Genomic DNA, 24,768 nt, shown 5'->3' on the forward strand with positions numbered 1-24,768 from the left:
TGTGTCACTTCCCTAACCTCTTAATGCCCTCTTCAAGCAGCTCCGTATTCACAATCGTTTTGTAGTCGATCGATTTTTCAATCATCTTGTTTTTGAAATACCAGTCAATTTGGGTTTTGATGTCTTCGGCCAGCAGTCTGCCGTCGCGATCCATGTAGGGAAGGCCTTGTTTAACCAGCTCCGCAGGCTGATCCGTGTACTTGGCTATGATGTCGATCACTTCGTCATAGTTTGCGCCCGGTACCGGTTGTCCGTCTTTTTTCACCAGCACGGCGTCATAATAATAACGGGCTGCCTTGGCGTATGCGGTCATAAAGCGCACGGCGGCATCTTTGTCGTCGGCAAACTTCTGCGAGAAGAAAATAGCCGAGATTTGATAATCGATTTCGTCTCCGACATTGGCGATCACTTTCCCGTACCCTTCGTTCAAAATATAGCTGATATTCGGTTCGGCCGTAAGAATCGCATCCACTTGTTTGCTCTTTAACGTGTCGTTCATCGCGTTCAGCTTGCCCAGCGGAGTGATTTCGACGTCCGATAAGCTGAGTCCGTGCTTTTCCAATAAACGTCCCGCCATATAATGGAAGGTGGAGCCTGTCTGGGTCACGCCGATCTTTTTGCCTTTGAGATCTTTAATGCTTTGAATCTGCGAATCTTTGTGAACCAGCAAGGAGGAGGAGGAATACCCTTTTTGTTCCCTTCCTTTGTCTGCTACGATAAGCAATTTTTGTCCGCCTGCAATCATGTTGTATAAGCTTGCCGTAATGCCTGTCGCCCCTACTTCCACACTGCCGGAGGCTGTCGCTACGGCAATCGGCTGGGCCGCCTCAAACCATTGCGGAGTCACTTCAATATTCTCTTCTTTGAAATATCCTTTTTCCATGGCGATAAAAATCGGAGCGGAACTGGTTAATTTCAGCAGCCCGATCTGCAGCTTAACCGGTTTGGCCTGCTCGGCCGGCTTGCCGCCGGCATTATTCTCCGGCGGTGTGCCTTGTGTTTGCTGCCCGGAGCCCCCGGTATTCCCGCATCCTGCCAGAACCGCAGTAACGCAAAGCAGTGCAACCATCACCATAACCCATGCTTTTTTCATTTTGATCGATCCTCCCTCTTTATTTACCTAGATCATTTTATAGTAAAAAAATCTAGATCATCTGTTAGCGCTTACACTTTACCGTTGATACCCGACATTATACGGATCGGAACCGGCATCAAGAGCCTTGATCCGGTTCGATACAGTAAAGGAAGCTTCTTTCCATAGGTTGAACGTCTATGAATGAAACGCAACTTGAAATTGATCGGGTTGAATACGATGAACAAACGACTGTTTATCAAAATGTTGGCTTTGATCTGGAAAATCGCTTCTTACAAAGCTGCCTCTGCTTTCTTCCCGGGCCTGGCTGGAAGCAATAAACGCCTGGGCAATGGATACAGCATGCTTTAACTCGCTATACCGCAATCGATCTTTATAAGGAATGGCGTTTAACGGGTAATGTTCCAAGCTTTTTTGGAGTGACTCTACTTCCATTTGGGCACGACGCAATTTTTCTTTATTTTTGGTTACGAGGATCCGGTCCATGGAGGCATGCAATTGTCTAAACCCTTTATCACAGGTCAATTCAGGCGTTCGATTCACATCTTCGCTCATCACGACCCAATGCTTGGTTCCAGGTTGTCCAATCGCTTCAGCAGCTGCCCGCCCTGCCCGGCTGCCGAATACTAAGGCGTCCATCACTCCGGTTCCCATCATACGCTGAGCCCCTTGGAACCCTCCGGCACATTCCCCGCAGGCAAATAATCCGGCTACCCCGGTTTCACCCTGCGGATTAATAGCTATTCCCCCCAGCGCCTGATGGCATCCGGAACTTATGATCGCAGGCTGCGACGTTAAATCCAGATTACGGGCCTTTAACATCTCCAAACTACGAGGAATGCGATGCTTCATCACATCGATAAGGTGTGTTCCATACCAATAAACCCCGCCGTCCGAAGTAGTTTTGCCCATTTCCTGCTGTTTTTCAATCCACTTGCAAATCTCAAAGGTGATATTTCCTTGAGTAACCGTATCCGGCTCTTGACTGCTATGATCCCATCCCGAGGAAAACGGTTCTTTGGCCGTATTCAAGATTTTCCCTTGAGACAATAGCGCACTGATCATGTAGAATCCGCGAATCGGGCTTACGAATAAGGGAAGAATGTGCATGAATTCCAGGTTCGTTAATGCAGCCCCCAAATCCAGACCTATGGCCATTCCGCTGGCGTTGCCTTGAGGGTTCGTCGCGTAGGAAAAAAGATTTCCAAACCCTCCTGTTGCTATAATAACACTGGAAAAACGGATTTGAACCGGCTGGGTACATTTTTGCGTTTTGTGAATGCCTAATGCCCATCTGGGATGCCCGGAGGAATCTTTGATAATCTCATAAATTCCGGTATGAGCCAGAAATTGCACTCCTTTTTCTTCGCAAGCTTTGACTAATCTCGTTAATATTTCGGTACCGAAATCACTCATGCCCTTAACCACTCTAGGCCTGGAATGACTTGGAATCTGCATCCAGACGTACTCGTTTCCTTGGCGTTCAAATTCTACACCGATCGATTCCAAAAATCGTAATTCTTTTTCACTATTGTCGGTGAAGGTTCTAACGAGTTCTCTTGAATTTACTTTCATCCCAAAATCATATAACTCTTTGTAATAAAGATCGGAATCTTCTTTGTTAAGAGCCACAGCAAGCCCGGTTACCTCAATCAACTTATCTAAATATGAAGTAGCCCCGCCATATGTTTTACCGCCACGATTTACAACCAGCACTCGTGCCCCTGTTTCCCTTGCGGCCAAAGCGGCACGCAGCCCGGCGCTTCCCCCACCGACGATCAAAACATCCGTCTCCCATTTTTCGAATTCCTCTTTCAGCAAACCGGTACCCTGCCCTTCTGGTTACATAAATTGAATGTCCTTGAAGTTAGAGTACAGCACGCCACTTATTAATACAATCGATATTTTCGATTCAAGATATGAATGAAATTCATAAATGGGTAGGGATGACTTTGATTTGAGCAGGCCGAAACGGGCTGACCTATTTGGCGTTTTGTTTGATCCACTGCATGGTGAAGTCCCGAAAAGCGGCATGAACCGTAGGGATGTCAGGGCCCCGAGGTATGGCGAGGGCGGTCGTTCTTTTGATTTCTTTTTTAAGACGCACGATGGCGATTCCGGGACGTCGAATAAATTTGACTACCCGCGATGTTAACAATGCTACGCCAAGCCCTTCCGCCACCAACCCGCAAATGGTTTCCACCTGACTGCTTTCATACATAATATTAGGCACGAAACCGGCTTCCTGACACGCTTGTTCGCATAAGCTTCTCATCCCATAGCCTGGTTTTATAGATAAAAATTTCTCTTTGGAGGCCTCCGCTAAATCAATGATTTTCTTATGGGCCAAGGGGTGGGCGGCATGAGTAATTAATACGACTTGATCGCTCATTAATGGATAGAAATCGATTGTTTTTTCATAATTTTCATTATGCAAGTGAGTAAGAAGGGCGGCATCGATCTCCGATACCTGCAGCCATTTAATCAGCTCATCACTGTTTCCGTCACGAATCTCGATATGGATGCCGGGGTATGCCTTTTGGAAGGAAGCGATTAACGCCGTAAGTCCTAAATAACTGATGTTGGGAATGGCGCCGATGACCATATGTCCCCGTTCCAAATTGTTATATTCCAGCATGACCTGCCGGGCCCGCTTGATCTCTCCCAATATGCGTTTGGCATAAATCAGGAAATGCGCCCCTGCCGGCGTCGGCTGGACAGAGCGTGTCGTACGTTCAAATATTCTGACGCCCAATTCTTCCTCCAGCTTTCTTATCGAATGGGAAAGCGCAGATTGAGACAGGCAGACTTCATCAGCCGCCAGACTAAAGCTTTTGTATTTTTCAACGGCTAATATATACTCCAGTTGGTGGATTTCCACTCGCCATACCTCCCTGATGCTGCTGTTTTCCGCGTGCGTTACCGTCTACCTGGATTTCAGTCTTGCTGCACACCATTATTCTATCAGTCCGTCTTGCCATAGGAAATAGCCTAGTGAATCGACTTTTATTCATTTCATACCCATTCATGCCTGGCCCACGCTTCTCCCGGATGCCATCGCCGTAAATCAAGAAAGACGCAGCTTTTACATTAGCTGCGCCTGGTGTTATAACTTATCAGGTCTCTGTTAACGTTCCTAAAGAACGTTCCGGTACCCTGGTACCCCTGGTACTCTGACCATGGGCAAGGGCAAAAGGGGATACCTCCTCTGGTCAGGAAAGCCGTTTAACGGCCAGCAGATCGTCCAGAGGCATCGACAGCGCCCGGTCACAGAGCTCCTTTTTCAAATCGTCTAGCCTTTCCTCATCCGCTTCCGTCCGTGTGCCCGCTCTTCCCTTCTCCAGCAAATCATAAAATTCCAGAGGCAGGAAGCCTTCCTTTAACGATACTTCTACGGACCGGCCGTCGGTCAGTGAAAAGACAAATGCGTACGACTGGGCCCGATGCGGGTCATACTGGGCAACCGGATAATTGACGTCAACCGTCAGCGCCCCGCGGGACGCCGCACGGGTGACATATTCGAACGCATCGCGGAACCCCGGACCGCCGTGACCGGACAGAATCGAGATGTCTTTGCGCTCTGGCGCTTCGTCTCCGCACAAGGCCTTGATCCCCGCGTAGACGCTTAGAAAGCCGACCGCGACGGCCATCAAATATTGCCCGCTATGGTATTTCTCGACATCCTCAAACCGAATCGCTTTTAAAAATTCGCCTTTGCGGCCGTCACGAATATAAATGACATACATCATGAATCCTCCTAATTGTTGTTGGAATTCAAGCTCTTTTTTTGATCAATAACCAGCATAAGAGCACGGCCGCCACTGCCCCTGCCGCCGCAGGAATGACCGGAAAGCCTGCGCCTTCACCGGCCGGAACGCAGTCGGAATCGCCTTCCTGACACATATGATGCGCATGGGCTTGACCTTTCTCATCGCTGTTGGCCTCCTGCGGGCTCGAAGCCGCCCCCGCCGGCTTGACAAACGAAATCAGCTGCAGTTGCTGTCCGCCTTCACGCTTGTTCATTACCCACGATTCCCGGATGCTTTTTCCTTTCCACAGGCCGGGGTCGACAGGAGCATACAGGATTCTCGGGTGTTCGCTTAACTCGAGCGTGACGCCCTGAATCGTGACGGCATACGTCCTGACGGTCTTGCCGTCAGCGCCTTGGCTCTCCTTCATGGCGACGGCTTCGACCGTCCCGGACGGACCAGGCGAATAGCCCGCCTGCTCGAACAGCGTTTGTCCGTTGACCTTTGTCGTCAAATAAGCCGCCATGAGCGAAGCGAACTGCTCTCTTGTCAGCTCCTCCGACCCGTTCAACTCCGCCCGCCCTTGAAAGTAAGCTTGATTGACATCGCGCACCGTCGCATTCCCATCCAGGCTAGGAACGCCGCCCTCCGCCAAGACCGCCTGCCGAACGGCCTGCGGGTCCGATTGCTGCGCCCCCAAGCCGCGAAACGAACCGGCCCAATAAGTGAGATCCGAACGCGACAGCTTGTCCTTCGGCTTGAACAAGGGCGCGCCGTGCTCGTACGGGATGACGCCGAGCCCGCTCAAATAAACGATGTTTTCCCGCGCTTCGGAAAACGCGATATCGTCGTATAGATTGCTTTCATTGACGATGTGCGCCTGTGCTGCTGCCGGCAGCAGCATCAGCACGAATATCATTACCGCAATACGTTTCATTTCATCCTCCGAGAGTTTTGTTCTACTCGTTCGTTCTCAGCAGCAGCGCCCCGTTCGCCTGCTGCCAGTAATACGGAGCCGGACTTCCCGCCGCAGCCTCCAGCCCGGCGGTTCCGACGGCAAAGCCGCGAAGCTCTTCGAGCAGCGTATCAGGCATCAGAAAACCGTTGAAAAAACCGGCCTCGAACTGCAGATCGGCCGTACCGTTTTCCTTGTTCAGCAGCTGACCGATCAGCATCACATGAAGGTCCGGCTTTTCATAGACGGCGTAAATATGGTCTGCGCGGAAGAAATACGCAAGCTCCGACCGATCGTTCAGCCACTGCTCTTCCAGCTTATAGAGAGCGCCTGCGGCTGTGCCCGGGACTGCCCACTGCGGCAGCTGTTTTTCCGCAAGCTCCCGGTCCGAAGCCAGACTTTGCAATAACGGCTCCTCCACTTCCGACATCCAGTCAATGTCCAAATAATTGGCCAGTTGGTCTATGGCCGCATCGGAATTGTCGGCCATAAACCGGGCCCGCGCCTGGAGCTGCCGCTCCATGCCCCTAAGCAGACGCTGATGGCCCTCCAGCGACTCCTTTGCGGTCTTCACCTGCATATACTCGGCATAAAGCCGGTCCAGCTCCTGCATATACCGGTCCAGGCTTCGCGCCATCAACCATTGGCCACCTATAATATCGACCGGGTCCTGCGCCTGCAGCATGAGACTCAGCCAGGCCTCCATGCCGAAATCGTCGTAAAACTGCAGCTGGGCGGCTGCGCTATTCCGCCTGGCGGAGAACACCTGCTCCTTTTGCCTGACCTGAGGCGTCATGGCTTCAATGTCGTTCTTCGTGCGCTGCATTTCCAGCTTCAGCTTGGCGATCGTCTCTTCGTCATGCACGGAAACAAGAAAATCGGCAAAAGCGCCGGTCAGGTGGGCGTACGCGCCGGTTGCCGCAAACAGGAAGAACAGTACAAGAACGACAACCGTCCTACGCATACTTCATCAGCTTCCCGGTCGACACATAGCTGGCGCACAGGCCGATCGCCGTGCCCGCCGCCACGATGCCGAGCATCATCGTATAAAAATCAGCCGGAGCCACATGGAATATCGTGTTATAGGGATGCTCCAAAGACGCCATGGTATAGCGGTACAGCCCGTCCAGGACGGTCGCCGCCAGCAAACTTCCGGCCAAGCCGATCACCCCGCCTTCGAATACGAATTGCCCCCGCACATGGGCCGGCTTCGCCCCGAGCAGCAGCTTCACCCGAATCTCTTTTTGCCGCTGATACAAAGCGAGATTCACAGCCAAAAACACCGTCAAAAACGAGACGCCTGCAAAAAACAAAAGCAGCAGCAAGCCCCAGCGGTTGATCCGGTCGGAGGCGTGCAGCACCGTTTCCGCCAACTGCTGCGGATAAATGACCTGAGCGATGCCGCGTATCGAGCGCAATTCTTCCGCAATGAGCGAAATGTGCCGCGTATCGGTCAGCTCCAGACGTACCGCATCCGGCAGGTCGCTTTCCTTGAAGCTCTCCAGCAGTTGCTCCCGGCCCTGGAAAAACACGTTCATCCGCTCGACCAACTGATCTTTGGTCTCGATGCGCACCGATTTGACGTAGCTTTTTTGCTCCAGCACGCGCGCAACCTCCGACGTCTCGAAAGCCGGGTCCACATACACCTTCATACTGAGCTGCGCGTCCAAATACTGCATCAGGTCATGGACCCCGAGACGGAGCATAAACAAGGCGCCCGAAATCGTCATTGCGATAAAAATCATGGCGGCCGCCGCCGCAGCCGCTCCCGCATTGCGCCGAATGCCTTCCCGCGCATCGCGGACAATAAACTTAACCATTGCCAATCTCATATATTTTCCCTTGTTCCATGTGTAATGTCCGCGCGGGAACTGCTTCCACGAACCGGTCGGCATGCGTTACGACAAGCATCGTCATGCCGTATTCCCGCTGCAGTTCCCGGAGCAAATGAAACATCTCCGCCGCCGTTTCCTTATCCAGATTGCCCGTTGGCTCGTCCGCAAGCAAGATCGCCGGCCGGACCAGCAGCGCCCGGGCAATGGCCACCCGCTGCTGCTCCCCGCCGGACAACTGGGCGGGAAACAGCCGCTCCTTGCCGCTCAGCCCCGTCCGCTTCAGCAAGTGAAGCGCCTGGGCCCGGGTGTCTTTTTCGCTTCTTCCCAGCACCTCGCCGGCCAGTTCGACGTTCTCCAGCACCGTTTTACGCTCCAGCAGCTCGAACGACTGAAAAATCACGCCGATTTTGCGGCGCAGCTCGTATTTCGGCATGCTCCCGACCGGTTGGCCGTCAATGGCAATGTCGCCGGTGAAATCGTCGATCTCCCGGTACAGCAGCTTGAGCAGCGTGCTTTTCCCCGAACCGGACCGGCCGCGCAGGAAAGCGAACTCCCCGGCATGAAGATGCAGATTCACGCCGTCCAATACGGTGCGTTCCCCATACCTTTTTGTCACATTCCGAATATGGATCATTACCAGGTTCCTTCGGCAAGCCAGGGCAGGAAGCCGTCCAAAAACCGCTCCGTCGCCGGCATGAAATACGAGCCAAAATGATAATCGGGGTCCAGCGTCGTTACGATCCATGTTCCGGCCGTACTGACCTTGTCGATATACAGGATCGCGCCGTTGTCCTCCAGGGCAATCAGGACGTCCGAGCCCTCCGGGGGCCAAAACACGCCGTGGTAATGCCAGGTAGAATCTTCCAGCGTGATCGCTTGAAACAGGCTGTGCCCGGGGTTGGCCTGAACGAGACCGCTCCGTGCATCCTTGTCCAGCCACCACCAGAAGTTGGTCGGCCTGAATTCCCAGTGATGTCCGGGGATCCACGGCCGCGACTGCGGACCGAACGCCACTACGGTCCCTCCCCGCTCCGCGACCGCCCGGATTTTGGCCGCCGATTTTTCCACCATGCCCTGATGAAGCTGAGACGGACAGAGCAAGACGTCGTACTTGTCCAAAGAAGCGGTCTCCAGATCGGGAAGGTAAATGAGCTCATCGAAAAATCGGCGGTACTTCGGCTCGTTGAGCGTCCGGTGATGCTGCGAGCACCCCCCGTATAATGCGGCTATTTTTCTCATATCGCCACACCTTTCTCCTGCAGCTGCCGGTGCTCGTCCCGGATCCACCGGAGCAGCTGCGGCCCGATGCGGCCCGACGTGTTGTCATTGCTGTGATAGCCAAGCAAATCGTTGCCGGAATGAACCAGTATCGTCCCCCGGGTGCTGTTACGGTCGATATACACGATCGGCTCTCCTCCCGGCAGCGTCAGCAGCACCTCCGCTCCTTCGGGAACCGGATGGTGCCCTCTGGCAAAAAAACCGGCTACCCCCTGCTTGTAGGTCATATCCTCCGGGAGCACGCCTTCGAATATCGGATGCGGCCGATGGATCGATACGTGATAATCGCGGTGGCTGCGGATCGTTTTGGGCACGAAGTTCGAGCCCCCGGGAAGCCAGGGACGGAACAGGTGCCCGCTGAATACAAGCACTTTGCCGCTGTCCAGAAACCGCCGGATGCATTCTTTCTCCTTAGTCAGAAATTCCTGGTCGATGAGGCCGGGAATGACCATCCCGACATAAGGCTCCAGATCGGCATCCGGCAGCTCATAGACATCCAAAAAAGCAAGATCGTTCTTATAGCACAAATCGTTCATTCGTGCATCCACAAAATGGCTGCCGGAATGCAGCATGAGTATATCGTTCATGTTATCCGCAATGGATCCCCTTTCTACTGTTATCCATATACCGGGCCGGGCATGTCAAACGCCGGTCAGCTCCAGCAGCGCCCCGATCAGGCGCTTCGTAAACGGATGCTGCGGGTCGTCGATGACCGCATCGGTGCTTCCGCTTTCGACGATGACGCCCTGCTCCAGCACAAGCATCCGGTCGCAGAAGTGCCGCGTCAGCGCGATATCGTGGGTGATAAACAAATACGACAGCCCATGGCGCTGGCGCAAACGCTTCATGACGTCCAGCAAATCGAGACGCAGGGACGGATCGAGCATCGAGGTCGGCTCATCGGCCACGATCAGCCGGGGGCGGACGATGAACGCCCGCGCCAGGCCGACCCGCTGCCGCTCCCCGCCGGACAATTCATGCGGGTACCGGTCCATGTACCGGTCCGGCGATAACGATACCTCCGCCAGCGCTTCCCGCACCAGCTCTCTTCGGGCGCGCTTGTCGCCGGAGTATAGTCTCTGAATGACGAGCGGCTCGCATACCAGCTGCTCGATCGTCATACGCGGAGACAACGATTCATAGGGGTCCTGAAAGATCATTTGAATGGGCCGCAGCGCCTGTCTTCTGGCTTTCCCCTTCAAAGCCAGGATGTCCTGCCCCATTACCTTTATCGTGCCGCTGTCCGGCTGCTCCAGACCTGCGATCATCCGGCCGATGGTGCTTTTACCCGCACCGCTGGCGCCGACCAGGCCGACCGTTTCGCCTTCCGCAATGGAAAAGCTGACGCCCTTGACGACCGCCTCCTGCCGAAAGGCGGCGCCCGGAGCCGTATAGGCTTTGTGCAAATCGCTTACGTGCAGCAGGTCGTCTCTGCGCACCTCCGCGCTGCCAGTGTCTTGTATCGTCATCGCTTCAGCCTCCGTTAAGAAGAAGATGGCACGACTTGTGGAACACTCCGCTTCGTGCGCAACCGGGGGATGGCGTCGATGAGACGCCTCGTGTACGGGTGGGACGGCGCAGCCGCAATGGCGTCTGCCGGCCCCTGATCCACGATGTGCCCCTGCTTCATGATCAGAATGCGGTCCGCCAGCTTCAGCACAACGGGCAAATCATGTGAAATGATGAGCATGGACAAGCCCAGCCGCTGCTGCAAATCGGCGAGCAGCCTGATGATGTCGACCTGTACCTTGACATCCAGCCCCGTGGTAGGCTCGTCGGCGATAATCAGCTCGGGCTCGTTCATCAGCGCCATCGCAATGACGACCCGTTGGCGCATCCCCCCGCTGAGCTCGTGCGGATAAGCTCTTCCCCAGGCAGGCGTCAGTCCGACCTGCTCCAGCACCTGATCCACCCGTTCGTGCAGCCTCTGCTTATCCATCGCATGATGAGCGGTGACCGCCTCGGCCAGCTGGCTCCGGACGTTCATGACCGGATTCAGGGCGTTCATCGCCGCCTGCGGAATGAGCGCAATGCGCTTTCCCCGAAGCGTACGCATTTCCCCTGGCGACAAAGAGGTCAAGTCGATGCCGTCAAAACGGATCGAGCCGTTCCGCAGCGCAGGCTCCTGCAGCAATTGCATGATGGAAGACGCCACCGTCGTCTTCCCGCTGCCCGACTCGCCGACAAGCCCCACCACTTCACCCCGGTTTATGGCAAAGCTCACCGTGTCGATCGCATGGACTACGCCTTTTTCTTGCGGGTAGGAGACCGACAGCCGGTCCACCTCCAGCAGCGAAGCTGCGGCATGTGTCCGGGTGCCGGCTGGCGCCGGAGACTTTGGTCCGTCCCCCAAGCCGGAAAACACTCCCCGCCGAAGCGAACGCAAGCGGGGGCTGTTCTTCTCCTCCATCACATAACCGATAAAGGAGAATGCAAGCACCGTAACGACGATGCACAGTCCGGGAGGAAGCACCCACCATATCCAGGCATCGGTCAAAAACGCGCTTCTCGCATTGGCGTAGAACAGGATGCTGCCCCAGCTTTTCGACAGCGGATCGCCAAGCCCCAGAAAGCTTAAGGAAGATTCCAGCAGAATCGAAGTATTGACTGCCCTGACGAATTGGGGAATGAGCAGCGGAACGATCCCGGGAAAAATGTGCCTGCGCAGCACATAAGCATGTCCGGCGCCCATGGTTTTGGTAGCCAGCACCGGCCCTCTGCCTCGCAGCGACAGCACCTGCGCACGAATTTCACGGGCCTTGCCCGCCCACATGACGAGCGTGATGACCAAAATTTGTGTGATTACGCTCGGTCCCATATACACGCCGATCACGATCATCAGCGGCAAATACGGAAGCGTCAGGCTGACGTCCACCGTTCTCATCAGCAGCGCATCCGGCCAGCCGGAACCGTATCCGGCGATAAGTCCGGCGATCGCGCCGATCAGCACGGCCAGCAGCGCCGATACGATGCCTACCGTGAGCGAGACCCGCGCGCCCTCCGCAAGCTCCGCCATAATATCCTGGCCCATGTCGTTGGTGCCGAGCAGATGCTGCCGGCTGGGCGGCTGGAGCGGCGAACCGCTTTGCTCGTCCGCGCTGTAAGGCGTAAGTAGAGGCCCAAAAACAGCAAGCGCGACAATAAGTGCCAACAGGATGAAGCCTGCCACGCCGATCTTTCCTGATAATGTTCTGTTCATGCCGTTCCCTCCCCAGGCTTGAAGTAACGGGCTCTGGGATCGATGAACGGGTACGTCAAATCGGCGAGCAAATTAGCTGCAATGACACCGACGGTGATCAGCAGGAACACTCCCTGCATCATCGGAAAATCCCGGGCGATCACACTTTCGTACAGCAGACGTCCGATCCCCGGATAGGAGAAAACCGTCTCCACCACCACCGCGCCGCTAACCAAGGTGCCCAGACCCAGCGTCACATGCGTATAGACCGGCAGCAGCGCGTTGCGCAGCGCATGCCGGTAAATCAGGTTTCGCCGGCCGACCCCTTTGGCTTCCGCCATAAACATATAATCCTGCCCCAGCGTATCGAGCATGGAGGAGCGGGTCAGCAGGAAGTTGGCGCCTACCGTTGCCAGCGTAATCGTAGTTACAGGTAAAATAAGACGCCGGATGACTTCAATGACATAATCGGCGCCGCCGTTATGGACCAGCGGTACGGCCCCGTATGAGGGCAGCCAGCCGAGATTCACCGCAAATACGGCGATCAGCAGCATGCCGAGCCAGAAGCCAGGCAGCGATTCAAGAGCAAGCATCGACGTCAGCAGCGCGACATCCCGCCGTTTGCCGCGGTTCCAGGCCGCATACGCTCCGCAAGCCATGCCGATCAGCGCGCTGAGTACAAACGCCGGCAAAACCAGAAGAAGAGTCCACGGCAATCGTTCCATCAAAACGTCCTTCACCGGCTTGCCGAATTTCGTGGAGCTGCCCAGCTCCAGGCTTACCGCCCCGACCATAAAATCGGTATACTGCTCCCAAAGCGTCCGGTCCAGTCCAAGCTCTTGATTCATCCGCTGCCGCTGGTCGGCCGTCAATGTGTTGACTTCCTGCCCCATGAAATAAATGAGCGGGTCTCCCGGCGCCAGACGGGGCAGCGCAAAATTGATGGTTAACGCAATAAACAAAACCAGTATATACTGTACGTATTTCCGTCCGAACCGGCGGGAGTGGGATGTCCCGATTGCTCTCCCTGAGGAGGTATCGTTTCCCATAAGACCACTCATCCTTAGTTGGTCACCCCTGCCGCTTTCCGGGCTTCTTCCGGCAGTAGAGAATATTTATGAATGATGCCGAAGCCGGGGGATTCCACCCAGCGGTCAAACTTGTCCGCGCGGTAAGCGTAATTTTCCGTCGGGTAATACAGAACGAGGCTGGTAGGCTGGCGGTTGAACAGAGCCTGCATCTCAAACGATATTTCTTTGCGTTTGTCGATATTGGCTTCGGCCATCCATTTTTTCGTCAGCTCGTCCATTTCAGGGTATGCCAGTCCTTTGGACCATAGATAGCCCGAGCGATGCGACATGACGAACTGGTCCGGGTCCGCCACGCCGTGCGGTCCGATGCTGCCTACATACATGTCGAATTTGCGCGATTGTCCGAGCGTTCCGATCGTTGCCGAGTCGAGCACCTCAACGGTGGTTTTGATGCCCACATTGGCGAACTGCTGCTTCAGCAGCTCGGCCGAACGAATCCAGCCCGGTTCCGTCGACGAGACTTTGATCGAAAAATCAAGCGCCTGACCCGCAGGCGTTTCCCGAACGCCGTCTCCATTGCGGTCCACATAGTTCAACTGATCCAACACCGCTTTGGCTTTGTCCGCATCAAACGGTGTGCTCAGGGTCGGGCTTGTCCATGGCGAGTCCGGATGCGGATACCCCTGCAGACCCGGCCTTCCTTCTCCGAGCAGGACCGTGTCCGTAATCGCCTTGCGGTCAACGGCCAGCGATAACGCTTCTCTGAATTTCGGCTCGTTAAACGGCTCTTTTTCGAAGTTGATGCGAACCTCGGTCAGCGACAGCTCCTTCGTGCCTGCGACCTTCATATTCGGCAATTTTTTGAACGATTCCAGCAGCTCCGGCGGCACACCCCGGGAAGCGGCGTCTACTTCACCGGCACGCAGCGCGTTGAACATCGCCGTCGGATCTTTGATGATCGGCATGACCAGCGAGTCAACGAGCGGACGGCCCTTGAAATAATCCGGATTCGCCTCCAATTTATAATATTGATCCGGCTTGTACTCCGTCAGCTTGTACGGGCCCGTACCGACGGGCAGCTCCGTAAATTTGCGCGGATTCTCGACTTTTTCCCAAATATGCTTGGGGAGGATCGGCAAATCGGCCATCGTGATGCTTGCCAGCGACGGGCATGCGTAGGCGCAGGTGAAACGCACGGTGGAGGCATCCTCCGCTTCGATCTTTTCCACGCGGGGAACCTCGCTGACATGATGAGTGTAGCGGTTGGACGGACCGTCCCGGTAATACTCAAACGTGAACTTAACATCTTCGGCCGTAAAAGGCTGACCGTCATGCCACTTGATGCCGGAACGCAGCTTCACGACCCAGTTGAGGTCGTCCACCTGTGTGGCCGATTCGGCCAGCCACGGCTGCGGTTCCTTGACGAACGGCGAAGGCGCGAACAGCTTGTCATACACCAGCTCCAGCAAACTCTCATTGCCTGAGCTCAAATACAAATTGAGCGGACCGACATCGCCCGGTACGGCGATTTTCAATTCGGGAATGCTCTGCTCGACGGGCTTGGCCTCAGCCCCCTTCGGATCAACAGATTCAGCCGTCTTGGATTGGCATCCGGCCATAAGCACGGACAGCGCAACAAGACCGGCCATGACCGGACGTATGAAGTGACGACGAGATAACATGCAGCGAACCCTCCTGTATTTTTATAAATAATGATGTATGGGCGATAACAAAATCATCATAGTTCAAGTGATAATGAATATCAATATCAACTAAAAAGGGGTTGAATCGAATTATCACGTCGTTTATGGTCCTCAGCCACTCGTATTATTTTTTTCAATACATCGATTAAAAAAACGAATCAGATCGACGGCAGAAAGCGGCGGGGCTTCAAAGAAAAGTGTGTCGAACAACCAAGGGGCATCTAGCTCATCAATGATTCCAAAACGGAGCCCCAGGCGCGCGTATCGGCGCTGCGGGGCGGTCGCTCGAACCCCAAGGCTTCATTACAATCCGACGATGACAAATTTCCTAAACGACAAGAAAACCTGACCGCCGGCCAAGCCTTTGTCCAAACTCACACCTTGTGCACCAAGAGCAAAAGATACGGATTCCGACCGCTCTTAAGCTTGTATTTCCATAAATGTATGAAGCCGTAATGGCACGGCCTCAAAGGCGGCCCGTAAACGTTCCGCCTTCCTTCTCTATCGCCTATGATTGGGTCACTCTACCGCCCCTCTGCTGCTCTAACAGACCACGCTAGGCCCGGTTCTCTCTCCGGTCATGAGCGGCGGTTCCCGCTTTAACGATAGCGTCGGCTCCGGACGAATCGTACCCGAATGTTTATTCGATCCGGAGCGCGCGTCTCTTTTACTGAACGCCGAAATATCGCTTGACCTCATGACAAAACGTAAATTCCGTTTCGGTAAGGGGGGTCTGTTTGCGGATCACAATGCCGTTATTCCGCCTAATCGGCAGGGAGGCAACGCTTTTGAACGCAAGCTCGCCCTTGGCCACTTCGGCTTCAACGGCTTTAAACGGCAGAAAAGCAAGGCCCAGATGCGATTTGACGGCCTGCTTGATCATGTCAAAATTGCTCATTTGCAAAAATCGCACCTTGACCCGCTGCCGTTCAAGCTCGGTAATAATATATTCCTGGAGATAATGACTTCGCGGCAGCAGCAGCGTCTCGTTGCGCAGATCCCGGGAGTATACGACCTTTCTGCCTGTTAACGGATGATTGGGAGGGACAACCAGAGGAAACTCATCATGAAACAATACGTGCACGTCAAAATTGGCATGAATGTAATCATCTTCCGGGTAGACGGGCATCAATGCAAAATTCGTCCGCCCCTGTTGCAGCGCGCTTCTCAGCTCCGTATAGCAGTGGGTATGCACCTCCAGCGCCTGCTTCGGGTATTCCTGGTGAAAGCTGCTCAAAATGTCCGAAAAAAAATACGCCCCGATATAACTGCTGACGTAGATGGCTAATATATCTTGTCTTTCCGCATCCTTCATTTTGACCGCTGCTTCTTCGACCAACTGCGTGATCTGCTTGGCATACTGCAGGAAAATTTCTCCCTGCCTCGTTAATTGGACGTTTTTTCCCGATCGGTGGAACAGCTTGCACTGGAACTGCTCTTCCAACTGCTGGATATGGTTGCTGATGGTCGGCTGCGAGCAATAAAGGCGCTTGGCCGTCTCCATAAACGACCGGCATTGCGCAAGCACAAGGAAGGTTTCTATTTTTTCCAATGTTTTCAAAACAAACCACCTCGATTATCAAAGAACACAGCTTATATTGATAAAGATTATCATTATCATTTAATAAAGTCAATCGGACTTGCATCATTATCCCTTCTTTTCATCTCTTTTCATTCCTAAACCGACTCGCATCGCAGTGAAAGGCCTTCTTTATCCGGGCTGCGTTCGCACCGCAAGCAGAGTGGCGGCTCGGATTCGTTAAGCATCGAATTTTAACTCGCATTTTGCAGGTCGTTGATAAATGGACGTTATGCCATCTGGTCTTTCCCCATTCGCCAAATGGATTCCGTCTGTACGTATCGTTCCGTCAGCTAACCATACCGATCTTTGCAGAGCCAAACTATAAAGAATATCACTTCTTTGACAAGGGAATACTGAGATTGGTTTTAACAAATATTAGGAGATGACTATGGATGGACAAAGATGAAATCATTACTAAACTTTCTGGAGAAATCATCGGTGCTGTTTTAGAACATAACGCAAAAATAAAACAAACCAACGAGATATCCGACAGAATCCGAAATTACATTAATGAACTGGGTGACAATATAAAAACATACATTCTTGAACATTCGTTAAATCAATATCAAGGTAAAATTGACTGGTACCACGAAGAGTACTCTCAAATCATCATTAAACATCTGGAAGGTATCGACGCAGCGGATGTAACCGGCAGAAAATTAAACGAGTTGATCAACAAAATCGGTGAAGTGACAAGAGAAATCGAACAAGTTTTTGAAGAAAACATGGACTTTTATACAGACCATGTACATCCTGTAATGGTCGCTGCAGTGACGCTGCAGATAGCCGTTTATTCCGAATTAAGCAAAAGATGCGGGGACTATACCGGTCAATTATTCATTTTAAGATCAATGGTATACTTTCTGGAGAAAACCAAAAAATTTTATGAGCACAAATATGCCAAAAGCCTAGATCGGAACAACAACTATATGGATCATAGTTTACATCCCGATTTTGAAACTTACAAAAAGCTTGTTAACCACAGAAAGGAACTCGAACATCAGCGATATGTGCAATGGATTAATTTAAACGGCGATTTTAAATTTAAGGCAACGGATGAAGCTCCTGCATACGGGAACTTTACTTTTGACAGATGCCCTAATTATGCAATAAAAGAAGTTGAAAATAAGGTTAATGCGCTGGCTGTAAACAACAAGGATGGGAGACTTGATAATCCAAGCATTATCAAAGATGTGCATGATATTCCGGCAAGGTCCTCAAGTACGTTTACAGTGACGATGAAATCAACGATTCCCAATCGCACCTTGCAGCTCGCCATTCATGAATTAACTCAGGGGGAGTATGTCAATGGCGCGGCCGAAAACAAGGTTGCCGGTGAAGATTGGTCGGAACATTCAATAAAATATGAAAAACAAAGGGATGATACGTTCCTGAGATTTGAAATATACTGGTTTGACAAAGCGGAAGACGATCTGTTAATACGTCATACTTACGTGGATTTCACTCAAGTTGAACCGCTTGTTCCCGATATAAAGTATGCTGAAATATTGCCGTTTCCCGATTATTGCTCGCTGAGGCACAGATCAACCCATAAAGCCGTGTATTTTCATGCGGATCCCCATTACGCTTCAAGCTTGTACTGCGCGGCTAATGATGCGGAAAAGACATTTGCCAGTCCGAGTGTATATTTCGACCTGGTGATGATGTGGGCCAGCGATTGGGCCAGATTAGACGTAACATTTGAAGCTTATCTGAAAACCCGCAAAGACATCGGCCGCGAAATCCACTTATGCATTCATGAACTGCATCCGCTGGGAGAGGGAAATTACGATATCAAAAATAGCGTATGGTCTCCAGCATTCAGGCTGACAAATGATTGGAAACGATATCATTTAACTTGCATTAGACAGCATCACACGCATATCCGGTGCGAAATCTATTGGAGTGATCATGACGAGGTCGATATGATGCTGCGGGATGCTCGGGTTCATTTTACCGTTAAATGAATAAATAAGCCGAGGAAAAACAGGGCGTGATGCCTGCGTTTCACTCGGCCGGTAAGCAAGCTGATTAAGCTTTAGGCGACGTTTTTGCATTCCTCATTCGAATCATGGAGAAATTTACGGTTGATTCAAGAACAGCGTTTTGCAGCGGGATTAACGACGGCGTAATCCGAAGCTCGATATCGCAGCGAAAAAGTCAGCGCAAAAGATCCCCCTTGGGCAATACCGGAACACCGCCTGCCGCAAGGATGGCTTCAATCGCGGCGACAGCGTCTGCATAGGGTATGGGCATATTTTTTCACTTGCTCCCAAGTGATTTGATAGCCTTCCCGGACCAATCGCTCCACCATGCTTCTCGACGCTTCGTGCCTTGGTTCGACGGTCGGTTGGCAAAGTCCGGTCAAGGCGGGATGATCGGGTTCCACATAGTATCCCAGAATGTGCGCCCTTTTACCGCGATTGCGATCCGCCGCAGAAATCTCAATCGTTTGGGATTTCAAATGTTCCAGCCCCGTATCCATGTCTTTCCTTTTGATCTAGCGTTATCTTTCTGCCGCGAAGTATGGAAATTTCTTTATGATCCTCATTAATAAAATCCGGCAACTTTTTGTTGGTTATATTCATTTTATTGTAAAAGGACCCGTCTTATTATGGGATTCGTTTAATAAAAGCATAAAGTCAACCGTCAATAATTTCGTTTCTCCATGTTGAACATAATTTACCATTGATTTTTCCTGATCAAACGATTTCGTTTTCCCAGTGTTCGGATCATTTGTCCCAACCTATGCGGCTATACAAAATGTCTTACGATGGACAGCAGGAGCAGAAAGGCGATGCCAAAGCAGAGGCGCATCAGCCATTTATCCTGACGATCAAACACATTCACGGCGACTCCCCCTTCACATATCGGGCATTGAACAAAAACAGCCTAAGCAGCAGAACGAGCGACGGGACAAGCAGGACAAAACCGGCAGCAAATGCCACGACCAGCGCGCGCCCCATGGCCGGGTTCGTCACGCCGCCATACAGCGTCAAATAAGGGTAGAGCAAATAAGGAAGATGGGAAATGCCGTAACCGAAAAAAGCGAAGGCGAACTGCAGCATGACCATCACAAAAGCGACGCCATAGTATCTTCTTTGCCAAATCAGCCAAACCGCAATCGCAAAGCTGATGAGCGAGAGCCCGAACAGCCACCACACGTCCAGCGTGCGCTGAAAATGCTCCAGGTTATGATTCCGAAGGGCAATAAAGACAAACAGGCTGGAAATGATCGTCGGAATGCCGCCCCACAAGGCAAACCGGCGCATCTGTTCGAGCGCTCCCGCATCTTCCGCGCGAGCCGCGTAATAGGTCAAAAACGTCGAACTGATGAACAACACGCTTGACATGGCGAGCAGCACAACCGCCCAGGAGTACGCACTGTAAAACAGCTCCTCCAGCAGCAAGGTGACATGGTTTCCCTGAACGGTCAAAAAGCCTCCCTCCGAGATGGTGAACACCGTGGATAAAGAGGCGGGTATGAGCAGCCCTGTGGCTCCGTAAGCGAGCAGGTAGAAGGAATTTTTCTTTGCGCCATAATTCGCAAATGCGTAGAACGACCCCCGAATGGCGAGCAAAATGAGCGCAATGCTGCCGGGAATGAGCAACGCCGTCCCATAATAAAATGCGGTTTCCGGAAAGAAGCCGACGATACCGACGAAAAAAAACACAAAAAAAACGTTGGTCACTTCCCAGACCGGGGACAAGTACCTGGAAATCACGGGCCCGATGACCGATTCCACACCGCTCACCCGGCTGTAATAAGCGTAGAATCCCGCCCCAAAATCAATGGAACCCACAATCAGGTAGCCATACAGAAAGCTCCAGAGAATGGTGATGCCAAGCTGTTCGATCGACATGTCTGTGACCTCCTCACAAGATGATGCGGCGTGTTTCCAGTTCCATCTCGGCCGGTTTGTTGCGGAACAACCGGGCCAGCACGAACAGGCACACGATACCCAGCACGGCATACAAGCCGGCAAATAGCCAAAATGCAACGCTAACGTGAGCGTTCGTGGTCGCCGCATCGGATACGCGCATATATCCCCGCATGATCCATGGCTGTCTTCCAACCTCCGCATAAAACCATCCGAGTTCGATGGCAAGCAAGGATAGCGGACCTCCAGCTAAAATGCCGACCAATATCCAGCGATTGTAAGCATTCCTCCGTTTCAGCCATAACAGCGCAAGAAAAAGGACGGGAACGGCCAGCAAATAAAATCCGATACCGACCATGGCATCAAACAAATAATGGACATAGAGCGGAGGCCATTCGTCTTTTGGAAATTCATTTAAACCGACAACCAGGCCGTCAGGATGGTGGGTTGCGAGCAGACTGAGCGCCCAAGGGATTTCAATGGCCCCGGTCACCTCTTGCGTTGCCGGGTTCAATCGGCCTCCGATGATCAGGGGAGCTCTGCTGCCGCTCTCAAAATGCCACTCGGCAGCAGCGAGCTTCTCCGGCTGCTCCGCGGCCAGAAACCGGGCGGAGATGTCCCCGATTCCAATCGTTACGACGGCCAGGATAAGGCCGGCAGTCATATTCAGGCGAATCGATTTGCGGTAATAATCGTCCTTTCGTCCCCTGAGCATGGCGAAGGCGGCAATCATGGCCAAAAGAAAAGCGGCGGTTAGGTAAGCGGATGACAATACGTGCGCCACCTTTGACGGAGCGGCTGGATTGAACATGGCTGCCAGCGGATCGATGTTCGTCAACTTCCCGTTTTCAAAGGTGAATCCTTGCGGCGTATTCATAAACGCATTGACGGTCGTAATAAACAGCGCGGAACCGGATGAACCGATGATGATCGGAAGGGTGAGCAGCCAGTGTATATAAGGATTGGAGAATCGGTCCCAGGTGTAGAGATAGATGCCGAGAAATATCGCCTCGAAGAAAAACGCGAACGTCTCCATAAACAACGGCAAACCAATCACATTGCCTGCCAATCTCATAAATTCCGGCCACAGCAAACTGAGCTGAAGACCAATGCATGTCCCGGTGACGACACCGACGGCCACCGTGATCACAAAGCCCCGGGCCCATCTTCGGGCCATGAGCGAATAATGTACGTCCTTCTTCCGAATACCTATCCATTCGGCCATGGAAATGAAAACCGGAACGCCCACCCCGACCGTCGCAAACAAAATATGAAAAGCCAGCGTCATTTCCGTTAAGCCGCGGCTCCAATCGACCGTTCCCACGTTGTATCCCCCCCAAGACTAAAGGCAATTGGGCAAACTGAACCCGTACTCTGCTCATTTCATAATGGTTACTATACCCAAGGAAATCATTTGTATGCGGCGGAATCCGGTACAGAAAGGAACCTCATCCTCCACACAGCCCCTTGTTTTTTTCCCGCAGATCTGGTTATATCTATATTAGACCGGACGGTCAGTTTAATATCTGAGGTGAACGATATGCCGAGATCCACGGATCACGGAGAACAAACGAAGCGGAAAATCGCAAGCAGGGCCAAGGTCCTGTTCGAGCAGAAAGGATACGCCGCCACGACGATGGAAGAGATCCGGCATGTGTCGGAAACCAGCAAGGGCAGCATCTATTACCACTTCAAGAGCAAGGAGGCGTTGTTCCTTTATATTCTTGAACTGTCGATTCAGGAATGGCTCGACAAGTGGCGGGAGCTGGAGGCGCCGCTCGCGACGGCCACAGAGAAACTGTACCGATTGGCCGAGCATTACGCCGACGATTTCCAAAATCCGCTGCTGAAGGCTGCCGAGGAATTCTCGGGCAGCGAAGGCGGAGACCCGGAGATCAAAGCGAAGCTGATCGAGATTACGCGAATGCATTATCCGGTATTCCAACAGCTGCTGGAAGAGGGGATCCGGAGTGGGGAATTCAAGCCGGCTCCGCTGGAAGACCTGACGTTTATCCTGTTCGGCCTGCTTGGCGGAATCAGCGTCGCTTATTACGAATATGAGCCCGAACGGCTTTGCGCGTTATACCGGACTGCGGTTGACGTCCTGCTGAAGGGAATAGAGAACCGCTAATTTTTTTTACCCTTTCATTAGACCGGACGGTCAGTTTAATCTGTTCAGGCAAGGGAGAGATAAAAATGACAACTTTATTTCAGAACCGCGTGTTCCGCATCGTCGCGCTTGCCGATCTGATGCAGCAGCTTGCGATCTGGGTGCGCAATATCGCACTGCTCTTCTATGTCATGGAACAAACGAACAATGATCCCGTGGCGGTATCGCTGCTTACGGTATTCGAGTATGCGCCGATCTTCCTGTTCTCGTTCATCGGGGGCGCCTTCGCCGACCGGTGGAATCCGAAGCGAACCATGATCGCCGGCGATCTGCTAAGCGCACTATCGGTAGCGGCCATTTTATTGTTCGTGCTCGCGGGCTCCTGGCAGGCCGTATTCGCGGCAACGATCGTGTCGGCCATCGTCAGCCAATTCTCCCAACCCTCTTCGGCCATCATGTTCAAACGGCATGTGCCGGAGGAACTGGTGGGGGCGGCGATCGGCATTACCCAAAGTCTCATGTCGCTGTTCATCATCGTCGGGCCGATCATCGGCACGCTCCTCTATTCGCTGCTGGGCATCACGAATTCGCTTGTCATACTGATCGGTCTGTTCCTCGCGGCCGCCGCGATCCAGCTCGCGCTTCCGCCTTCCCCGCGCAATCCGGAGCGCCGGACCGTACCGATCCTGGAGGACATCAAGGAGGGGATCCGCTATGTCCGCGGCAGCCACAATCTGGTCGTCATTGCACTGATGTTTGCCTGCATCGGGCTCGGCTCAGGCATTATCCAGCCGCTGGACATCTACATCGTAACGGAACGGCTGGGACTGGATAAAGAGAACATCCAGTGGTTCTATGCACTATCCGGCGCGGGAATGCTGATCGGCGGCGCGGCTGCGGCGGTCGGCGGCACGAAGCTGAACCCGCGGGGCGTTGCATTTACCGGGATCGCGTTTCTGTCGCTGTCGATCGTGATCGAAGCCTTATCCGTGTGGGTGCCGCTCACCGCAGCGATGCGCTTCCTGGTCGGCGTCATGATGGCGTTCATGCAAACTGTTCTCGGTGCGCTCATGATAAAAATGGTGGAGGAAGCCTACATCGGACGCGTGAACGGAGCGATTACGCCGCTGCTCATGGCAGGCATAGTGGCCGGTTCGGCGATGGCAGGATTCCTGATGAAGACTTATACCCTCGTCCCTGTATACTGCCTGTCCGCGGGTATCATCTTGATCGCGGCATTCGTCAGTCTGGGGCTGCGGTTCGAGACTGCAGCAAACTCAGCGGAACACCCCCCGGCATGATGGGAGATAAAAGTTCAAACAGAGAAAAGAGACCGCGGAGACAAGCGGAGTCAAGCTGCCCGCGGTCTTTGTCAGATGAAGGAAATAGGATCGGATATAGATGAATTGGCGGGATTCAGTGCGATGCCCGTCACCCCCGCTCAGCGAGTGTCCGGCTGCGTGCGCTACACAATGCCCAGTCGCATCCGGTAACAGAATAAAACCGGCCGTTCTTCGTCGGCAAACGCCTGCGCCACCAGCTCGCGGAATGCGGCAACCTCCGCATGCAGCTCGTCCGCGCCCAGCTTTAAAGCGGTTTGCAGGCCGCCCAGGCTAAAGGCGATATTCGCGTAGCGGGCGGCATCGCACATTTCCCAATGATGAAAGACGATTTCCCTGGAATATCGGAATAAGCCCGACTCGCGAATGCGCTGCAGATGCTCATTTTTGTTCCATTTGCGCGCTTGCTGCTCATCCGGCGCCAACTCCGCCATACGTGCATCGCCCAGGGCAGCGAGCCTCAAGTACTGCTCTTCGATCTTCCAGTCGAACGCCGGGGGCCAGTCGCAATCGTAAGCGGCGAACACACCGCCCGGACGGAGCACGCGGGCGAACTCGCGGAGTGTGCTTTGCGGTTCCATCCAATGAAACGATTGCGAGCAGGTGACGATGTCGGCGGATGCTGAAGGCAATGCCAATTGATGGGAAAATCCCTTGACAAATTGCAGCTTGTCCGGTTTTCCAATCGCTTCCCATTTGGCCAAAGCTACCGCTCGCATATCGTCGCTCGGTTCAACGCCGATGACGCGCTCCGCCTCATTCAACCATAAAAAAGTAGAAAGGCCTGTGCCGCAGCCCACGTCCACTACCGTTTGCGGCTTGCGGCGCAAGTACGTGGTCACCAGCTTGACGACCTCTTGGGGGGCCGTGGGCCGATTCTCATCGTAGAGCGTGCCGTATCCGGTAAAACGCTGCACATTATTCATGCGTATGTGCTCAATCATAGCGTCCATTCACTCCTTTTTCTGTATGTCCGAACGGCAAACGCCGCAGCTCTGACGATGCATTTCTCGGGGGAAACGCGGGGGTTGGC

23 protein-coding genes are annotated in these 24,768 nt (G+C 53.2%); 3 read left to right on the top strand and 20 right to left on the bottom strand.

Going from position 1 to position 24,768, the window contains the following annotated elements; translation table 11 throughout:
- Positions 1-4: 4 nt before the first annotated feature.
- From BLT35_RS18890 to BLT35_RS18960, 15 genes are all read right to left on the bottom strand, one after another.
- Positions 5-1,093 carry an ABC transporter substrate-binding protein gene (locus BLT35_RS18890; RefSeq protein ID WP_074729452.1) on the bottom strand — a complete coding sequence of 363 codons (1,089 nt, stop codon included), beginning with the start codon at positions 1,091-1,093 and terminating at the stop codon, positions 5-7.
- Positions 1,094-1,270: 177 nt separating this feature from the next.
- Positions 1,271-2,914, bottom strand: coding sequence for an FAD-dependent oxidoreductase (locus BLT35_RS18895; protein ID WP_074729453.1), 1,644 nt, complete (start codon positions 2,912-2,914; stop codon positions 1,271-1,273).
- Between the two features lie 160 nt (positions 2,915-3,074).
- Positions 3,075-3,974: a LysR family transcriptional regulator gene (locus tag BLT35_RS18900; RefSeq protein WP_062410455.1), complete on the bottom strand. Its 900-nt coding sequence runs from the start codon at positions 3,972-3,974 to the stop codon at positions 3,075-3,077.
- Positions 3,975-4,305: 331 nt separating this feature from the next.
- Positions 4,306-4,842, bottom strand: a complete 537-nt coding sequence (locus BLT35_RS18905) for a hypothetical protein (protein ID WP_235594201.1) — start codon at positions 4,840-4,842, stop codon at positions 4,306-4,308.
- Between the two features lie 25 nt (positions 4,843-4,867).
- Positions 4,868-5,779: a hypothetical protein gene (locus BLT35_RS18910; protein ID WP_074729454.1), complete on the bottom strand. Its 912-nt coding sequence runs from the start codon at positions 5,777-5,779 to the stop codon at positions 4,868-4,870.
- A 22-nt stretch (positions 5,780-5,801) separates the two neighbouring features.
- Positions 5,802-6,761 (bottom strand): hypothetical protein, encoded by a 960-nt coding sequence (locus BLT35_RS18915; RefSeq protein WP_074729455.1) that lies wholly within the window; start codon positions 6,759-6,761, stop codon positions 5,802-5,804.
- Positions 6,754-7,617: a cell division protein FtsX gene (locus BLT35_RS18920; protein ID WP_235594200.1), complete on the bottom strand. Its 864-nt coding sequence runs from the start codon at positions 7,615-7,617 to the stop codon at positions 6,754-6,756. The genes BLT35_RS18915 and BLT35_RS18920 overlap by 8 nt, the downstream gene beginning before the upstream one ends.
- The gene (locus BLT35_RS18925) at positions 7,610-8,248 is read right to left on the bottom strand and encodes a cell division ATP-binding protein FtsE (protein ID WP_254777617.1); all 639 of its coding nucleotides are present in this window, start codon (positions 8,246-8,248) and stop codon (positions 7,610-7,612) included. The genes BLT35_RS18920 and BLT35_RS18925 overlap by 8 nt, the downstream gene beginning before the upstream one ends.
- Before the next feature lie 17 nt (positions 8,249-8,265).
- The gene (locus BLT35_RS18930) at positions 8,266-8,871 is read right to left on the bottom strand and encodes a hypothetical protein (protein WP_074729456.1); all 606 of its coding nucleotides are present in this window, start codon (positions 8,869-8,871) and stop codon (positions 8,266-8,268) included.
- A complete protein-coding gene (locus BLT35_RS18935; RefSeq protein ID WP_062410449.1) occupies positions 8,868-9,497 on the bottom strand; it encodes a hypothetical protein in 630 nt (209 codons plus the stop codon). The genes BLT35_RS18930 and BLT35_RS18935 overlap by 4 nt, the downstream gene beginning before the upstream one ends.
- Before the next feature lie 54 nt (positions 9,498-9,551).
- Positions 9,552-10,379, bottom strand: a complete 828-nt coding sequence (locus BLT35_RS18940; RefSeq protein ID WP_062410448.1) for an ABC transporter ATP-binding protein — start codon at positions 10,377-10,379, stop codon at positions 9,552-9,554.
- Between the two features lie 14 nt (positions 10,380-10,393).
- On the bottom strand, positions 10,394-12,109 hold the full coding sequence (locus tag BLT35_RS18945) for a dipeptide/oligopeptide/nickel ABC transporter permease/ATP-binding protein (RefSeq protein ID WP_074729457.1): 1,716 nt from the start codon (positions 12,107-12,109) through the stop codon (positions 10,394-10,396).
- Positions 12,106-13,137, bottom strand: coding sequence for an ABC transporter permease (locus BLT35_RS18950; RefSeq protein WP_074729458.1), 1,032 nt, complete (start codon positions 13,135-13,137; stop codon positions 12,106-12,108). The genes BLT35_RS18945 and BLT35_RS18950 overlap by 4 nt, the downstream gene beginning before the upstream one ends.
- Positions 13,138-13,151: 14 nt before the next feature.
- Entirely contained in the window at positions 13,152-14,801 is a 1,650-nt protein-coding gene (locus BLT35_RS18955) for an ABC transporter substrate-binding protein (protein WP_062410446.1), read from the bottom strand.
- A gap of 688 nt (positions 14,802-15,489) precedes the next feature.
- A complete protein-coding gene (locus tag BLT35_RS18960; protein WP_062410445.1) occupies positions 15,490-16,383 on the bottom strand; it encodes a LysR family transcriptional regulator in 894 nt (297 codons plus the stop codon).
- Between the two features lie 413 nt (positions 16,384-16,796).
- On the opposite strand from BLT35_RS18960, the gene BLT35_RS18965 reads away from it, so the two are divergent.
- Complete coding sequence (locus BLT35_RS18965) at positions 16,797-18,371, top strand: hypothetical protein (RefSeq protein ID WP_062410444.1); 1,575 nt, start codon at positions 16,797-16,799, stop codon at positions 18,369-18,371.
- 64 nt (positions 18,372-18,435) lie between these two features.
- Here the strand turns inward: BLT35_RS18965 and BLT35_RS27940 are convergent, their stop codons facing one another.
- From BLT35_RS27940 to BLT35_RS18980, 4 genes are all read right to left on the bottom strand, one after another.
- On the bottom strand, positions 18,436-18,549 hold the full coding sequence (locus BLT35_RS27940) for a DUF6886 family protein (protein ID WP_335338491.1): 114 nt from the start codon (positions 18,547-18,549) through the stop codon (positions 18,436-18,438).
- Between the two features lie 73 nt (positions 18,550-18,622).
- Positions 18,623-18,889 (bottom strand): hypothetical protein, encoded by a 267-nt coding sequence (locus BLT35_RS18970; protein WP_054818620.1) that lies wholly within the window; start codon positions 18,887-18,889, stop codon positions 18,623-18,625.
- A 361-nt stretch (positions 18,890-19,250) separates the two neighbouring features.
- Positions 19,251-20,267, bottom strand: coding sequence for a cytochrome d ubiquinol oxidase subunit II (locus BLT35_RS18975; protein WP_062410443.1), 1,017 nt, complete (start codon positions 20,265-20,267; stop codon positions 19,251-19,253).
- Between the two features lie 13 nt (positions 20,268-20,280).
- Positions 20,281-21,609 (bottom strand): cytochrome ubiquinol oxidase subunit I, encoded by a 1,329-nt coding sequence (locus BLT35_RS18980; protein WP_074729459.1) that lies wholly within the window; start codon positions 21,607-21,609, stop codon positions 20,281-20,283.
- 216 nt (positions 21,610-21,825) lie between these two features.
- Between BLT35_RS18980 and BLT35_RS18985 the strand changes: the two genes are divergently transcribed.
- Both BLT35_RS18985 and BLT35_RS18990 read left to right on the top strand, forming a co-directional pair.
- Complete coding sequence (locus BLT35_RS18985) at positions 21,826-22,416, top strand: TetR/AcrR family transcriptional regulator (RefSeq protein ID WP_054818650.1); 591 nt, start codon at positions 21,826-21,828, stop codon at positions 22,414-22,416.
- 65 nt (positions 22,417-22,481) lie between these two features.
- Positions 22,482-23,696, top strand: a complete 1,215-nt coding sequence (locus BLT35_RS18990; protein ID WP_074729460.1) for an MFS transporter — start codon at positions 22,482-22,484, stop codon at positions 23,694-23,696.
- 164 nt (positions 23,697-23,860) lie between these two features.
- Here the strand turns inward: BLT35_RS18990 and BLT35_RS18995 are convergent, their stop codons facing one another.
- A complete protein-coding gene (locus BLT35_RS18995; RefSeq protein WP_082660921.1) occupies positions 23,861-24,679 on the bottom strand; it encodes a class I SAM-dependent methyltransferase in 819 nt (272 codons plus the stop codon).
- Between the last annotated feature and the right edge of the window lie 89 nt (positions 24,680-24,768).

The sequence above is a fragment of the Paenibacillus naphthalenovorans genome, from assembly GCF_900099895.1.
Lineage (GTDB): Bacteria > Bacillota > Bacilli > Paenibacillales > NBRC-103111 > Paenibacillus_G > Paenibacillus_G naphthalenovorans.